At 71.4% G+C, this 15256-nt stretch carries 13 protein-coding genes; 7 read left to right on the top strand and 6 right to left on the bottom strand.

The genetic code is table 11. The annotated features are described in order from the left end of the window. Positions 1–66 precede the first annotated feature (66 nt). Positions 67–600: a VOC family protein gene (locus ACYVKL_RS14435; protein ID WP_379163310.1), complete on the top strand. Its 534-nt coding sequence runs from the start codon at positions 67–69 to the stop codon at positions 598–600. 25 nt (positions 601–625) lie between these two features. Here the strand turns inward: ACYVKL_RS14435 and ACYVKL_RS14430 are convergent, their stop codons facing one another. From ACYVKL_RS14430 to ACYVKL_RS14420, 3 genes are read right to left on the bottom strand one after another with little or no spacing between them, the layout of a single operon-like run. Continuing rightward, positions 626–1414 carry a hypothetical protein gene (locus tag ACYVKL_RS14430; RefSeq protein ID WP_379163307.1) on the bottom strand — a complete coding sequence of 263 codons (789 nt, stop codon included), beginning with the start codon at positions 1412–1414 and terminating at the stop codon, positions 626–628. A 55-nt stretch (positions 1415–1469) separates the two neighbouring features. Continuing rightward, a complete protein-coding gene (locus ACYVKL_RS14425; protein ID WP_379163304.1) occupies positions 1470–2426 on the bottom strand; it encodes an ABC transporter ATP-binding protein in 957 nt (318 codons plus the stop codon). Then, complete coding sequence (locus ACYVKL_RS14420) at positions 2423–3139, bottom strand: hypothetical protein (protein ID WP_379163301.1); 717 nt, start codon at positions 3137–3139, stop codon at positions 2423–2425. The genes ACYVKL_RS14425 and ACYVKL_RS14420 overlap by 4 nt, the downstream gene beginning before the upstream one ends. Positions 3140–3282: 143 nt before the next feature. On the opposite strand from ACYVKL_RS14420, the gene ACYVKL_RS14415 reads away from it, so the two are divergent. Together ACYVKL_RS14415 and ACYVKL_RS14410 are read left to right on the top strand one after the other, a co-directional pair. Further along, positions 3283–4122 (top strand): helix-turn-helix domain-containing protein, encoded by an 840-nt coding sequence (locus tag ACYVKL_RS14415; protein ID WP_379163298.1) that lies wholly within the window; start codon positions 3283–3285, stop codon positions 4120–4122. Positions 4123–4126: 4 nt separating this feature from the next. Then, a complete protein-coding gene (locus ACYVKL_RS14410) occupies positions 4127–4546 on the top strand; it encodes a VOC family protein (RefSeq protein ID WP_379163295.1) in 420 nt (139 codons plus the stop codon). Between the two features lie 4 nt (positions 4547–4550). Here the strand turns inward: ACYVKL_RS14410 and ACYVKL_RS14405 are convergent, their stop codons facing one another. Further along, a complete protein-coding gene (locus tag ACYVKL_RS14405) occupies positions 4551–5585 on the bottom strand; it encodes a glutathione S-transferase family protein (protein ID WP_379163292.1) in 1035 nt (344 codons plus the stop codon). 200 nt (positions 5586–5785) lie between these two features. Here ACYVKL_RS14405 and ACYVKL_RS14400 point away from each other — a divergent pair, with 200 nt between their 5' ends. After that, positions 5786–6580: an enoyl-CoA hydratase/isomerase family protein gene (locus ACYVKL_RS14400; RefSeq protein WP_379163289.1), complete on the top strand. Its 795-nt coding sequence runs from the start codon at positions 5786–5788 to the stop codon at positions 6578–6580. Positions 6581–6890: 310 nt separating this feature from the next. Beyond that, entirely contained in the window at positions 6891–8123 is a 1233-nt protein-coding gene (locus ACYVKL_RS14395) for a class I adenylate-forming enzyme family protein (protein ID WP_379163286.1), read from the top strand. A gap of 9 nt (positions 8124–8132) precedes the next feature. Here the strand turns inward: ACYVKL_RS14395 and ACYVKL_RS14390 are convergent, their stop codons facing one another. Continuing rightward, complete coding sequence (locus tag ACYVKL_RS14390; RefSeq protein WP_379163283.1) at positions 8133–8867, bottom strand: tyrosine-protein phosphatase; 735 nt, start codon at positions 8865–8867, stop codon at positions 8133–8135. 418 nt (positions 8868–9285) lie between these two features. Here ACYVKL_RS14390 and ACYVKL_RS14385 point away from each other — a divergent pair, with 418 nt between their 5' ends. Both ACYVKL_RS14385 and ACYVKL_RS14380 read left to right on the top strand, forming a co-directional pair. After that, positions 9286–9765 carry a TetR family transcriptional regulator gene (locus ACYVKL_RS14385; protein ID WP_246598397.1) on the top strand — a complete coding sequence of 160 codons (480 nt, stop codon included), beginning with the start codon at positions 9286–9288 and terminating at the stop codon, positions 9763–9765. A 58-nt stretch (positions 9766–9823) separates the two neighbouring features. Then, positions 9824–11002 carry an amino acid deaminase/aldolase gene (locus tag ACYVKL_RS14380; RefSeq protein WP_379163279.1) on the top strand — a complete coding sequence of 393 codons (1179 nt, stop codon included), beginning with the start codon at positions 9824–9826 and terminating at the stop codon, positions 11000–11002. 63 nt (positions 11003–11065) lie between these two features. Here ACYVKL_RS14380 and ACYVKL_RS14375 read toward each other — a convergent pair whose 3' ends face one another. Further along, on the bottom strand, positions 11066–14872 hold the full coding sequence (locus tag ACYVKL_RS14375) for a bifunctional RecB family nuclease/DEAD/DEAH box helicase (RefSeq protein ID WP_379163276.1): 3807 nt from the start codon (positions 14870–14872) through the stop codon (positions 11066–11068). Between the last annotated feature and the right edge of the window lie 384 nt (positions 14873–15256).

Raw genomic sequence — 15256 nt, 5'->3', positions numbered from 1 at the left:
CGTCCCGGCGTGATCCGCTGAACTTCGCACCCCCGTGTCCGGTCTCGACGAAACGGAGCTCCCGCCATGCCGATTCAGCGCCTCAACCACGCCGTCCTGTTCGTCTCCGACCTGGAGCGTTCGGTCGCCTTCTACACCGAGGTGCTGGGCTTCCGCCGCCTGCCCGGCGGGTTCCCGGGCGGGGCGTTCCTGCAGGCCGAGGGTTCGGCCAACGACCACGATCTGGGACTGTTCCAGTCCCCGGACCCGTCGGTCCCGCACCGCACCGGCCGGGTCGGCCTCTATCACCTGGCCTGGGAGGTGGACACGCTGACCGAGTTGCAGCGGGTCCGCGACGCCCTGGTCGCGGCGGGCGCGCTCACCGGAGCCTCGGATCACGCCTCGACCAAGGCCCTCTACGCCGCCGACCCCGACGGCATCGAATTCGAGGTCTGCTGGCTGGTTCCGGACTCCGCGGTGGAGGCGGAGTTGTCCGCGATGACCGCGCCGAGCCTGCCGCTGGATCTGCCGGGTCTGATCGCGAAGTACGGTGCGGACACCCCGGGCGGCCCGCGCACCGATCACGAGGTGTGGCGTCGCCTGTTCGCCGATCGGGGCTGAACCCTCGGCCCCGAGACCGTACGGCTCAGATGTCGCGGCGGGTGAGGAACCACCAGCCCGCCGCGCCCGCCGCCGCGCTCCACAGCACCAGCAGCGCCATGGCCGCCGGGGTGGGCGCGATGAGGGTGCTCTTGGCGTAGCGTCCGCCACTGATCGCCCCGACCGTCGAGGACACCGGCAGCACAGCGGCCAGTCCGCCGAATCCGATGGCGCGCGCGGTGATCCAGATCAGTGGTTCCAGTACCGCCCAGCCCAGCACGGCCGCCAGCGCCTGCGTCGGCGAGCGCAGCACCAGACCGACCGCGGTCCCGATCACCGCCCAGCACACCGCCGCCAGCGCCACCCCGATCAGCACGCCGTAGAACCCGCCGTCCATCGGGACCCGGGAGCCGCCCGCCAGCCGCATGGCGGCCCCGCCGAGCACCTCCATCGCCAGCACGGTGCCGAGCGAGAACGCCCCTGCCACCGCGAGTTTCGTGCTCAGCAGCAGCGTCCGATCCGGCGTGAACTGCGATCCGACCGCCAGCGTCCCGTAACCGAACTCCGAGCCCGCCCCGACCGCCCCGAACGCGGCCGCCGCGGCGACGGTCAGCACCAGTACCCAGGTGGTCAGCAGCGCCGTCCACCCGGACCCCGAGCTGAACCCTTGCTCGTGCTCGCCGCCCGGCCGGAACGCGGCGCCCAGCGCCACGAACGCCAGCACCCCCGCCGCCACGACCCCGCCGCCGATCACCCGGTTCAACCGCACCGAAGTCACCTTCCGCACTTCGGAATTCGCGGCCCGAGCCACCGCCGGCGGCACAGTGAACTTCATCGAGCGTCCTTTCGTGAACCGTCGCAGACGCGTACACCGTTGCCGCGCACCGACTTCACCGCGGCGGTCCGTAACCGGCCGCGGCGGGCGGGGCGGGGTAGGCCGGGGCGGTGGGGCCGGTGTGGGTGAGGGCGGCCAGCACCTGGTCGGGGTGGATGTGTTCGGGGGTGACCTCGGTGAGCTGGACGCGGGCGGCGGAGGCGGCCGATTCCAGTTGTGTCAGTGAGGCTTCCGCGATGGCGAGCCGGCCGTCGGGGCGCATGACCGCGTCGGTGAAGCCCTGCGCGGCCAGGGTGGTGGCCAGCGCGATCGGGCTGGAGGCCTTGACCAGCAGGCGGTCCGGGTGGCTGCGGCGCAGCCGGGCCGGGCTGCCCTGGTAGGCGACGCGGCCCCGGTCCATCACGATGAGCTCGTCGGCGATGGGCAGCACGGTGCTCAGGGTGCGCGAGGTGAGCAACACGGTGCCGCCACGGCGGGCGTGGCCGCGCAGATGGTCGTTGAGCCAAGCGGTTTCGCCGATGTCGAGCCCGGTGGCCGGGTCGTCGAGCACCAGCAGCGGAGGCTCGCCGAGCAGGGCGACGGCCAGCGCCAGCCGGGTCCGCATGCCTTCGGTGAGGCCGCCGATCCGTTCGCCCGCGACGTCGGTGAGCCGGACCAGCCCGAGCAGTTCCTCGGCGCGGGCATCGGAGACGCCCGCGGCCGCGGCGTAGACGCGCAGCTGGTCGAAGACCCGGCGGGCCGGGTGCAGCCCGCGCGGGGTGAGCATCGCGCCCACCGCCCGCTGCCGGGCACGGACCCCGGACCCGGGCCCGCCCACGCTCGCGGTGCCGGAGGTGGGGGTGAGCAGTCCGAGCAGCATGCGCAGCACCGTGGTCTTGCCCGCGCCGTGCGGTCCCACCAGTGCGGCCACGCTGCCCGCGGGCACCACGAAGCTGACGTCGTCGACGGCGGTGAGGCTGTCGAAGGTCTTGGTCAGTCCGCCGGCGGCGAAGGCGAGGGGCCGGGCGCTCACGGCCGCTTGTCCCAGGCCGGCGCGTCCAACGCGGTCAGCGGGTCGGCGTCGACGATCATCGGCTGCGGCCAGGTCAGCGGCGGCGCACCGAAGGCCTTGCGGGCGTTGTCGACGGTGCGGCGGCCCAGCGCCCGGTTGCCGAATCCGCCGATGGCGGCGCCGATTCCGGCCGGAATCACCTTGCCGACCATGAGCGCGCCCCGTTTGGCGATGAACTGCACCATGAACCGTTTGAGCAGGGAGTCGTTCATGGAGCTCAGGCCGGGGATCTTGCCGGCCATCAGCCCGCCCCAGTTCTTGGCCGACGCGCCGACGCTCTTCTGCACGATCTCCATGCCGCTCTCGCCGAGCACCACCGCCAGCACCAGCGCGCGCCGGCGTTCCTTGTCCTCGGGCGCGATCCCGTGCACGGCCGCCACCGCCAGTGTGAACACCGCCGACGCCTCCAGGAAGAACGCGGTCTCCGCGCTCATCGCGGCCACGGAGGCGACGGTTCCGACGCCCGGCACCGCCGCGGTCGCGCCGACCGCCGTGCCGGAGGCGGTCACCGTGTTCAGATACAGCGTCTCGAATCGAGAGATGATCTGACCGGGCGTCTCGTCGGGGTGCGAGGCCCGCATCTTGGCGACATATTTCGCCACGGCCGGGGCTTGGACCTGGGACCCGTTGTCGAGCAGCGAAACGACCGCCTTTTCGAACCCGCCTTTGAACATCGGCAACCCTTTCACTTCCGTGCGGTCCTCTCCGACCGAAACTCTATGGCACCCCGACAACGATTCGCGAGATAGACCGGTTCCGGACGGGAGCAGCACGCGCAGCATCGCCTACCGCGCCGGATCGGCCTAGGGTGGACCGGGTGGCAGGCGTGTCCGAAGGCGCGTCGGGTGCGCCCGACCCGCGACTGAGCGCATATGTCCTCGACTACGAGGGCTACCTGCTGCACGGCTTCACCCCGGGCACCCATATCGGCATGCCGGGGTCGGCGCTGACGATCATCATCACCATCGACGAGCCCATCCACGTACCGGTCTCCAGCCATCCCGACCAGCCGGGCGGGCACTGGGACATGCTGGCCAGCGGGCTCACCGTGCGTCCGGCGGTGATCGCGCACAACGGGTTCCAGCACGGCGTGCAGCTGAATCTGACGCCGCTGGGCTGCCGGGCGTTGCTGGGGATGCCCGCCGCGGCGCTCGGCTCCTGGATCGTGGACCTGACCGACCTGCTCGGGCCGCGCGCGGTGGAGCTGCGGGAACGGCTGTCGCAGCCGATCTCGTGGCCGGAACGCTTCGCCGTCATCGACGAGATCCTGCTGCGGCAGGTGACCCCGGTGCGCTGGGAGGACGAGCTGACCCACGCCTGGACGCTGCTGTCGGGCCCGGACCCGGCGGTGCGGGTGGCTGCGGTGGCCGACGAGATCGGCTGGAGCCGAAGGCATCTCGGCAATCGTTTCGGTGCGGAGTTCGGCATCACCCCCAAGGACGCGGTGCGGGTGTCCCGCTTCGAGCGCTCGCACCGGATGCTGCGCGACCCGATCGCGCCCGCGCTGGCGGAGGTGGCCACCACGGCCGGGTACTACGACCAGGCGCACATGGCCCGCGAGTGGCGGGAGCTGGCGGGCATGCCGCCGTCGGTGTGGCGCGAGCAGGAGGAGTTCCCATTCGTCCAAGACCAACTGGTCGCCGAAGTCGGAGGCTGATGGCATGAGTGAAACGACAAATCCGGTGCGGACCTCCATCGTCGTCTGGCCGACCCTGGTCTACCGGGACGCCGCGGCCGCAGTCACCTTCCTGGAGGCGGCCTTCGGCTTCGAGACCACCGCCCGCTACGCCTCCGGCGACACCGTCGATCACGCCGAACTCGCCTGGCCGGGTGGCGGCGCGATCATGCTCGGCGGCGTCCGCGAGGGCATGGCGCTGGAGTGTCAGCCACCCGGCGTCGGCTCGGTGTACATCGTCGTCGACGATCCGGACGCGTTGCACGAGCGGGCGCGGGCCGCAGGCGCGACCGTCACCCGCGACCTGCGCAACGAAACCGACTACGAATCACGGGGTTTCACCTGCCGCGACCCCGAAGGCGTCTACTGGAGCTTCGGCACCTATCGGGGCGCGGCGGGGGAGTAGCCGGTCAGACCGCTCCGTGACCGGCGGGCACCCGCTCGGTCGCGGGCGGTGGGGGCGGCGGGGTGCCGTTCCCGAAGGGCTTGCCGCCCAGGGCTTCCCGGCCGTGCGGGGTCAGCCAGTCGCCGAGTTCGGGGCCCTTGGGGACGACCCGCGTGGGATTGATGTCGGTGTGCACGATGTAGTAGTGCTGCTTGATCTGCACGAAGTCGACGGTGTCGCCGAAGCCCGGGGTCTGGAACAGGTCACGGGCGTACGCCCACAGCACCGGCATCTCGGTGAGCTTCTGCCGATTGGTTTTGAAGTGGCCGTGATACACCGGATCGAACCGGGCCAGCGTGGTGAACAGCCGCACGTCGGCCTCGGTGATGGTGTCGCCCATCAGGTAGCGCTGGGTGGCGAGCCGCTCGGTGAGCCAGTCCAGCGCGGTGAACAGGCGGTCGTAGGCGGCGTCGTAGGCCTCCTGGCCGCCCGCGAAGCCGCACCGGTACACGCCGTTGTTGACCTCGGTGTAGATGCGGCGCATGACCGGATCCATCTCCGCGCGAAGGTCTTCCGGGTACAGGTCGGGCGCGCCGGGCCGGTGGTACGCGGTCCATTCGGTGGAGAAGTCGAGGGTCATCTGCGCGTAGTCGTTGGTGACCACCGCGCCGCTGCGCTCGTCCACGACGGCGGGCACGGTGATGCCGCGCGGGTAGTCGGGGAATCGCTTGAAGTAGGCGTCCTGCAGGAAGTGGATGCCGAGCACCGGATCCACCTCGCCCGGATCCAGGTCGAAGGTCCAGCTGCGCTTGTCGTGGGTCGGCCCGCAGAGGCCCAGGGACAGCACCGATTCCAGCCCGAGCAGCCGTCGCACGATCAGGGTGCGATTGGCCCACGGACATGCGCGCGCCGCGACCAAGCGGTACCGACCCGGCTCGACCGGATACCCGTCCCGCCCGTCCGCGGTGATCCGCGTTTCGATGTAGTTCGTGTCCCGCTTGAATTCGCCGGCTTCGACATAGGTCCCCGGCTCGGATTTCGAGGTGGTCACTGTGCCCATTTTGCCCTCCGCTTCGCTCCGGGCGGGTTCGCGGCCCCGAGGTCTCGATTCTTCCCTCCTCCGCTCCTCCGCTTCGCTCCCCCGCTCCGTCAGTCCAGAATCGAGACGGCCGCGAACTGTCGGTCCTGCTCTCCGCGCCGTCGTACCGATGTTGGGCGCACCCCTTTTGCGAAAGTAAGCGGACGCATACATTCAGCCCCATGACTGACTCGAAGCCCACCCGCCTGGAGCGCATCGTCACCGACGGCGGCGCGGACGCGGCGATCCTCACCATCGACAATCCGCCGCTGAACCTCTTCGACAAGGCGCTGATGGACACCCTCGCGACGGATCTCGAGGAGCTGTCGGCGAATCCGCCCCGCGCGCTGCTGATCCGCGCCGACGGCAAGCTGGTGTCGGGCGGCGTCGACGTGCATGTCTTCGACGGGCTGTCGGAGGAGGAGGGCGCGCAGCTGTGGCAGACCCTGTTCGCGCGGATCATCCATCCGCTCGAGGCGCTGCCCTGCCCGGTCATCTTCGCCGCGCACTCGCTGACCCTGACCGCGGCCTTCGAGATGTCGCTGGCCTGCGACATCATCCTGGCCGCGCCGAAGGCCAAGTTCGGTCTGGTGGAGACCGTGGTCGGCCTGACCCCGTCGATGGGCGGCCCGCAGCGGCTGGCCGAGCGCGCCGGTTCCGGCCGGGCCCGCGAGTTCGTGATGACCGGTGACACCTACAGCGCCGCCACCATGGCCGAGTGGGGTGTGGTCAATGCCGTGCACGAGGACGTGGACGCCGCCGCCCGCGCGCTGCTGGCCCGCCTCGCCGAGGGTCCGACCCGCGCGCACGCGGCCACCAAGGCGATCATCGAGGCCTGGCGTTCCGGTGGTGTGGCGCACGCGGATTCGGTGACCCCGGAGGTGTCCGGGCAACTTTTCGGCACCGCGGACCTGAAGGGCGCGGTGCGCAGCTTCCTGGAGGTCGGGCCCGGCAAGGCCACGTACACGGGCAAGTAGGACTCGCCGATTGCACGCGTCCGGGCGTGTCGACTGACGCCCGGGCGTGTCAAGCCATCTACCTGCATTGGTGCCGAATTGGGGGCGACACGAGACCATCCGGTGGGGAATCCCGAACCCGGTCCGCGAGGGGCATCGCAAATCCGATGTTTCCGCAGGGTCGGTTGAGGGAACGCGGGATTGACGGGGTGCGGATCTGTTTCTTTGGTGTCAAAGCCTGACATCCGTTTGCCGACAATCCGCCCACTGATGTGATCTGCATCATATAGTCACTCATGCCTGGCAGGGCTTCGAGGCACTCGGAGGGACGATGTCGCAGTTACTCGTGGAATACCCGCACACCCGAAACGGCTGGTGCGACAACCCGCTTGCGCGCGCCGCCGACGGCATCCTGCGCTACGGGAACCTGACGCCCGCACTGACCGAGCTACTCGACATCCAAGTGCACAATTTCGCCGGCCGCGAGGCCGTGGTCGAGATCGGCGGCCCCCGGCTCACCTACCGCGAGCTCTGGTACTCGGCCTCCCGCATCGCCGGCGGCCTGCAGGAGCACGGGATCGGCTACGGCGACCGGGTCGCGGTCCGCATGCCGGTCGGGGTGCGCTGGGTCCAGGCGTTCCTGGGCGCGCTGCTCTCCGGCGCGGTGCCGGTCCTGGTCCACGACGGCCTCCCGGATGCGCTCGCCGACCGCGTGATTCGCGACGCCTGCGCCGACTTCGTGCTGGACGGCGGCGGCCGCGCGGCCGGCTTCGGCGAGGCGCTGCCCGACGGCGCCGCCTTCATCGACGACGGCGCGTCCCTGGGCGAGCTCGCGCTGCTCTCCTACACCAGCCCGGGGCCGGACACCGCCCCGCGCGGGGTGGAACTGACCAACGAGAACCTGCTCTCCGCGATCTGGTCCGTGGTCGGCGCGCTGGACCTGCCCACCGACGGCCTGCGCAACCTGGTGCTGCTGCCGCTCGCGCACGCCAGCGGCTGCGTGGATCAACTGCTGCCGACCTTCGCGGTCGGCGGCACCGTGGTGCTCACCCCGGATCGCTCCTTGGTGCCGCAGGCCCTGGTCGCCGAACGCATCGACATGGTCGCCGCGACCCCGAGCATCTTCGCCGGACTGCTGCCCGGGCTGGCCGGACTGCGGGTGGAGCAGGTACGTCAGGTGTGCAGCGCCGGGCACCGCGCCGAATTGGCCGCCGCCACCGCCTGCGGATCCGCCGACACCCTGCGTGAGGTCTTCCCGGCCGCGCGGCAGTGGTCGGTGTGGGGTGCGACCGAGACCTCCGGCATCGGCCTGGCCCGCGACGACACCGCCCTGGGCGACGACCACGCCGCCGCCCTCGGATTCGCTTTCGGCGGAACCGAAGTAGCGCTCTGGGGCCCGCGCGCGGACGCCGGGCTCGGCGAACTGCTGTGCCGCGGGCCGAATGTGAGCCCGCGCTACTGGAACGATCCGCAGACCACCGAGTCGCGGTTCACCGGTCCCTGGTTCCACACCGGAAACCAGGTCAGCATCGACGACGACGGCCTGGTGCGCCGGGTGAGCTGACCGGCCGGCTCAGCCCAGCAGGCGGGCGTGCAGGGCGTCGCGGACCTCGACGGTGATGCCGATCTCGGTGAGGTAGCCGTCGAGGCCGCCGTAGAGGGCGTGCATCGAGGTGGTGGCGGAGTCCAGGTATTCGGTGCGCACGCCCAGCAGGTCGTCGGAGACCTCATCGTTGGACTCGGCGCTCATGAAGGAGCGCAGGGTGGGCACCGCGGCATTGCTGAGCAGGTAGTCGGCGTGCACGTCGTCCTCGGTGACCCCGACCGCACGCAGCAGCGTGGCCACGGCCCAGCCGGTGCGGTCCTTGCCGGCGGCGCAGTGCACCAGCGCGGTGCCGGTCAGTACCGAGTCGGCCAGCGCCTTGATGGCGACATGCGCCTCGGGCAGGGCCGGGAACTGCCGGTACACCTCGAGCATGTGGGCCTGGGCGGTGGCCTGGTCGCGGGCCTCGTGCGGCGGCGTCTGGCCCATGCGGGAGTCGAAGGGGGTGACCTGCAGGCGCACGCCGGCGGGGACCACGTCGTGGCCGATGTACTCGATCTCGGCGTGTCCGCGCAGGTCGTGGATGTCGGTGACGCCCAGCGCGCCCAGGGTGGCGAGTCCGGCGTCGTCGATGCGGCTGAGCTGCGCGGACCGCAGCAGCACGCCTTCGCGGACGGTGGAGCCGCCGACGGTCCGGGCCCCGCCCAGATCGCGGAAGTTGAAGGTGCCGGAGATCAGGAACTGGTCGCGCTGCGCAGAGGTCACCCGCTCAGGCTATCGGTGAGTGGGATTCGACCGGGGGGATCTGTCGGTGAGCGGGACTCGTCCGCGGCGCTCGGGGGCGGCGAAAATGCGGGAGCAGTGTGGGGTCGCGCACACGCGCTATGTAGTGTCGCGCACCACGCCATAAAATACCGTTCGGTCCTAATAACGGCTTTACCTGGCGATCGTTCAATTTGATCATTCCCAATCGATCGCGGACCCGTTTCAATCAGGTAACAAAACAATCTTGCGGTACGGAATCGGCTATCAAAGCTGGTCGCAAGGCAAGTAAACGACGTAACATCGGTACCCGTTGAACGGGTACGCCGGGGTACTGTCCGGTGATCGAAGCTGATCTGCAGCCCGTTGAGCGAACCGCGCAAGCGAGGTGCGCGAGTCTTTTCGCCAAAGGGAGTCGTCGTTGAGCGCAAGTAAAGAAATCACCCAGGTCGGACTTCGTCCGGCCATGACCGAGGCCATCGAGACCGCGGCCGGGTCGCTCGATTTCAGCGGTAATCGCGCCCTTCGTGTCCTGTTGCACGCGGGCGTCAGCACGCTGTGGCCGATGTTGAAGTCCTCGCCGGACCGGCAGTTGCGGGCCTACGAGTCCACGCTGGCGGTGCTGCGCCGGCGCTGGGAGAACCAGTCGAGCTGTGTGCCGGACCCGGTCGCCACGGCCATGTTCCGGGAGCTGGACGCCGACGTCACCGATTTCCTGGACCTGTGCGCCCGCCGCTCGGGCACCCAGTGGCTGGAACCGGTCGACGCCATCGCCGCCTACCTGCTGGCCGTCATCCAGGGCATGGTGCTGCGCTGGCTGGCCGACTGCGATGACGAGATCTCGCTGGTGGTGCTCGACGACCTGGTGTCGTACCTGTCGACCAAGGCCGTCGACCTCTGAACCCGGCCCCCCGAACTTAGTGCTGGACGATTGACCAGGTTCGTGGTCGAATGATCTGGTGACCGATACGTCGCCGATCAGCGGGCTGCATGCGGCCACCGCCGACCTGGAACCCCCGCTGGCCGCGGTCGACCTCACCGCCCTCCGCGCCAATGCCGCCGACCTGGTGCGCCGCGCCCGCGGCGTGCCGATCCGGGTGGCCAGCAAATCCGTACGCTGCCGCGCCGTGCTCGAAGAAGTGCTGGGCGACAAGCTCACCGCCGCCGGCGGCTTCGCCGGCATCATGGGTTACTCACTGCGCGAAGCGATCTGGCTGGTCCGCGAGGGCGCGCGCGACGTCCTGCTCGGCTATCCCACCGCCGACCGGCACGCGCTGGCCGAACTCGCCGCCGATCCGCTGCTGCTCGACTCCATCACCCTCATGGTCGACGACACCGACCAACTCGACTTCATCCGCGCCGCGGTCGGCAGCGAAAAGATCGCTCCCCGTGTGTGTCTGGACGTCGACGCCTCCCTGCGCATCGGCCCGCTGCACCTGGGTGTGCGCCGCTCGCCGATCCGCACACCCGACCAGGCCTCCCGGCTGGCCGCCGAAACCCGTTCCCGCGGTTTCCGGCTCGTCGGCGTGATGACCTACGAGGCCCAGATCGCGGGCCTGCCCGACACCAATCCCGCTGTGCGCCTGGTCAAGTGGGCCTCGGCCGCGGAGATCGGCAAACGGCGCCGCCAGGTGCTGGACGCGGTCCGGGCCACGGCCGGGGAACTGGAACTGGTCAACAGCGGCGGCACCGGATCCATCGAGGTCAGCATCACCGACCCGGACGTCACCGAGGTGACCGCCGGTTCGGGCCTGTACCTGCCGACCCTGTTCGACGGCTACCGCAATCTCGCGCCGCGCCCGTCCATGTACTTCGCCGCGCCGGTGCTGCGCCGGCCCGCGCCCGGCATCGCCACCGTGTACTCCGGCGGCTACATCGCCTCCGGCCCCGCGGGTGCGTCCCGGGTGCCGAAACCGGTGTGGCCCTTGGGTTTGAAGCTGATCGGCACCGAGGGCGCGGGCGAGGTGCAGACCCCGCTGACCGGCGCCGACGGCCTGCGGATCGGGGATCGCGTCTGGTTCCGGCACGCCAAGGCGGGCGAGCTGTGCGAGCGTTTCAACGAGGTCCACCTCGTCGACGCCGACGGCGGCCGCACCACCGTGCCGACATACCGCGGCGAGGGCCACAACTTCGGCTGATCGGGTGCGGCGCTGATCGGGCCGCGCTCGGTCCAGGCTGCCGGGTAGCCCGGCGGCGTGCGGTCAGACCCGGTCGAGCTGGAGCACCGCGGCCAGATCCGACAGCTCGGCCGAGGTGGCCGGCAGGAATTCGGTCAGCAGCGGCGAGCGCACGATGATCGCCGACCACATGGCCCGCGAGATCGCGCTGGTCAGCCAGTGCCGCGACAGCAGCGACCCGATGCCGTGCGGCGCGTCCTCGGGTGCGGAGGTGGTCATCGAGACCAGTACCACCGCGGCCTCCCGCCCCTGGAAGTGATCGGGCGTGCCGACCAGCACGTCCTCGATCTTGGCCCGGGACAACAGGGTTCGGATGCGCGCCACCTGCGCGTGGTACGGGGCCACCACCAGAATGTCGTGCGGGTGCAGGCGGCGGGTGACGGCGCCGGTGTGCCAGGGCAATCCGAGCAGCGTGCGCACCTGCCGCACGATCTCGCGGGCCTCCTCGGCGGATTCGGTGCCGTTGCCGTGGTGCTCCACCGCGACGGTGCGCACGCCGGGCGGGATCCCGTCGAGTTCGCGTGCGAGCGTGACGGTTTCGTTGGAGCGCAGTCGGTTGTCGTAGCGCAGCCGCGACACCGGCCCGCTGACCCGCGGATGCATGCGCCAGGTCCGGTCCAGGAAATAGCCGTAGGCGGCGGGCAGGGTGCGGTGCGGCCCGAGCAGGCGGCCCAGCACGGATTCGGCGATGGGTTCGGGATGGGTGCCGTGCCCGGCGGGCGGCGCGGGGTCGCCGACCAGCAGCAGGTTGCGCGCGCACACCGCTGCCGCGACCGCCTCGGCCAGCGGGAACCGTCCGGCGTCCACGATGACCAGCAGGTCCAGGCTGCCGCGCGCGATGCGTTCGGGATCTGTGAAGTCGCCCGAGAGACCGCCCACCACACAGCCGTTGACGGCATTGTCCAGGAACCGCGGATAGCGCGACGCCTCGATGGGCAGCCATTCCGGCGCGACCGCGCGGCTGTCGGCCTTGGCCACCAGTTCCGGGAGCACGCCCACCTCGACGACAGCGTCGAGCAGATGCTCGACCGCCCGGTGCGAGCGCGCCACCACTCCGACCCGCCACCGGTAGCGGGTCACCAGTCGTTCCACGGCGCGCGCGGCGGTGGCGGTCTTGCCGGTACCGGGCGGGCCCTGCACGGCCGCATAGGAATCGGCGAGGTCGAGCACGGCCGCGGTGACGGCGGCGGCGTGATCGCCGAACACCTCGGGCAGCGCCGCGCCGGTGCGCAGCCGGGGCGGGCGGCGGGACAGGATGTCGAAGACGGCGGTCTCGGGCACCTGCGGCAGCGTCACCAGAAGCTGATGTGCGGTGTCCTCCAAGGCTTCCGCGAGGCGCGCGTCGTGGCCGGGCGGGCAGGGCGCGATGGCGGCCGGCAGTTCGTCGTAGGGCGCGCAGCCTTCCGGCAGGATCTCGACCACCCGCACCACGTCCTCGAACGTGCTGTCCAGCGCGCAGCCGAGCACGGTGGCGTGGGCCGTGGCGCGCAGCCCGGGGGTGACGGCCATCCCGGGCGCCGGACGGTCGTAGAGGGTGAGCACGGGCGTGCCGGGCGGCGGCGCGTTGCCGGTGCCGAGGCGTCCGGTGAGGGTCAGGTAGCGGCGCATGGGCCGTTGCCCGGTGCGGTGCCAGTCGGTGTCCACCGAACCGGAGTCGGCGACGAGAACGCCCGCGGTGTCGGCCCATTCGTCGACCGGATGGTCGAGGCGGTCGTCGTGCGCCCACCGCAGCGGCCGCCGTTCCCGCCGGTGGTAGCCGAGCGCGGCCGCGGTGAGTCCCGCCGCCTCCTGCGCCGCGCCGCGTTCCTCGCCCGCGCTCTCGGCGAATTCCCGCAGCGCGGCCTCGATGTCGTCGGGCCCGGTCTCGGTGTAGTCGTATGTCCATCGCCGGCTCGGCGGGACCGCGTGTTCGGCGGCGAGTTCCAGCAGCCAATCCCGCAGCCGCAGGACGGCTTCGGCGCCGTGCCCGCTCTCCTCCTGATTGGGCGGCAGCTGGTGCAGGTCGTAGGAGCGTTCGCCCACCACCAGCGCGGCCCGCACCACCGGGTACAGGTCGACCAGTGCGGGCAGCAGTTCCGCCACCACGTCCTCGCCCTCGGAGTCGCGCTCGCCGACGGCATTGAGCACCTCGCGCAGATCCCCGCGATAGTGGTGGATCCGCAGGTGCGGGTACTCCCGCTGCCGCTCCATCAGGAACTCCAGCAGTTCGTCGGCGTCGTCGCGTCGCTGGTTGAGCACGCCCCGGCCGTCGCGCTCCGGGGCCCGGATCACGAAGCTGCGCTCCGGTTTCGGCGTCGCGGGCGCGGGCACGAACCCCAGCTCGATGGTGCTGACCCCGGGCATCGGCCCCCGCTCGGCGGTGACCACCGCGCCCCGGCCGCTCGGCTCGGTCAACTGTCCGGTGGCTTCGGGCGTGGGGCCCGATGCGACGCAGTCGTACGACTCCGAGCCGGGGGTCACCGGATGCTCCGGTGCGCCCTCGAACTGCTGCACCGCACGGGATTCCGAGCCGGCCGCGAGTTCGGTGGCCGTCGTGAGATTCGTGGCGCCGAGGTTCCTCGGGCCGAAACTCGGTGACAGCGGCCGGATCTCGTCGCCGGAGCCGTCCCCGGTCGCGGTCGTCGGACGGGCGGGGGATTCGGGTCGTTCGAATGTTCCGGGGAAACCGATGTGCACCACCAGATCGCCGGTAGCGCAGGCGATTCCGGACCTCGGGCGGGGCGGCCCGGCGGTGTCGTGCGGCTGCGGTGTGGTGACGCTGACGAACAGGTCGCCGGGGGCGGGGGCGGCGAGGGCGGCGAGGGCGGCCGGGTCGATGAGGCCGTGCACCGGGCGGCCGGTGCGTTCGCGCAGGATCTGGACCTCGGCCTGGCGGCGCAGCGTGGTGAGGGTGGCGGCCGGGATGCCGGCGACGGCGGCGTCGGCCACGGCGAGCCGGTCCAGGGTGGTGATGCCGGCGTCGCGCAGATGCGCGCGGGTGGCCGGGCGCATGCCCGCCACCAGGAGCAGGTCCCGGCGGGCTTCCAGTTCGGCCGTGCAGGCGGGGCAGTGGCCGCAGGCCAGGAAGCGCCGATCCCCCCACTGCACGGGGAGTAGCTCCCCGAGTTTGGTTTCCACGATGAGGTTCAGTCGCGCCCGCCGCGCCTGGTAGACGACCGCCATGTCGGCGAGCGGGTGGGTGACCGCCACCCCGTCCTCCCACACCACCGCGTGCGTCGCGGCCCGGAAACCGTTGCGCCGCAGCGCCTCCGCGGAGGCGGCCAGCCCGAGCAGCGTCGGCACCCCGCCCCGCCGCCCGGCGACTCCGGTCACGATGTAGTCGTGGCCCTCGGGTGCGTGATCGCGCACCAGGAACTCGCAGCGCGCCACGAAGTCGCCGTCGAACAGCACGGCCCCCGCGACCGCCTCGGCCGCGCCGCGCAAGGCCGACGCGGTCTTTTCGTGCGCCTCGCGCAGTTCGGCCAGCGCCTGTTCCTGGGTGTCCTCTCCGGTGGCCGCCGGGGTGTCGCGGCGTAGCGCGCACGGATGCTCGTCGGGGAGGCCCGCGAGCGGGTCGGCGTCGGTCGGCGTGAGGGTGGCCACGCCGAGGGCGGCCGCGGCGGCCCGGGATAGGCGGATGCGGTTCACGGCGTCGCCGTGGCGGTCGCGCAGATCGGCGAGGCGATGTTCGACGGCCGGGTCGAGGGTGCGCGGCAGCGCGGCGCGCGACGGGAACTCGGCCGGGGTCACCAGACCCAGTTCGGCATCGAGCGCGCGCAGCAGCGCGAACTCACAACGCGCCGCCGCCACCAGGTCTCCGGTGCTGCACACGACACGATCACCGAACAACATCAATCGCGGCCCTCCTGTGCCTCTCCTCCGCCGACACCCGCCCCCGGCCGGGGAGTAGTCACGTGCCGAGTCGGGCCATAGCGTAATGACTGCGGCGGGCGCGTTGTGCCGCCAGGTGGGGCCCGCGCGCCGGTCGGCGCGCGCCGCGAGTCGCCCACGTCAGCGCGCGTTTGCGGGCGATGTTGGGGGACAACGCGACTCGTGCGCGGCAGATCCGCCGGGGTCGGCTGAGCGCCCGGTCGGACGCCAGAAATCGCCGCGCCACCCCGGCGTGTCGGCCGGCGGGCCAGGTCGGGCGGGTCGTCCGGCGGGACCGTCGGGGCCGACCGGTTCGGACTCTTCGGTAATTACTCACCAGTTGCCTGTTCGGAGCACCCCCGTAAC

This window comes from Nocardia tengchongensis (assembly GCF_054781395.1).
The sequence above is the reverse complement of the archived record's forward strand: the minus strand, read 5'-3'. Positions and strand labels throughout refer to the sequence as shown.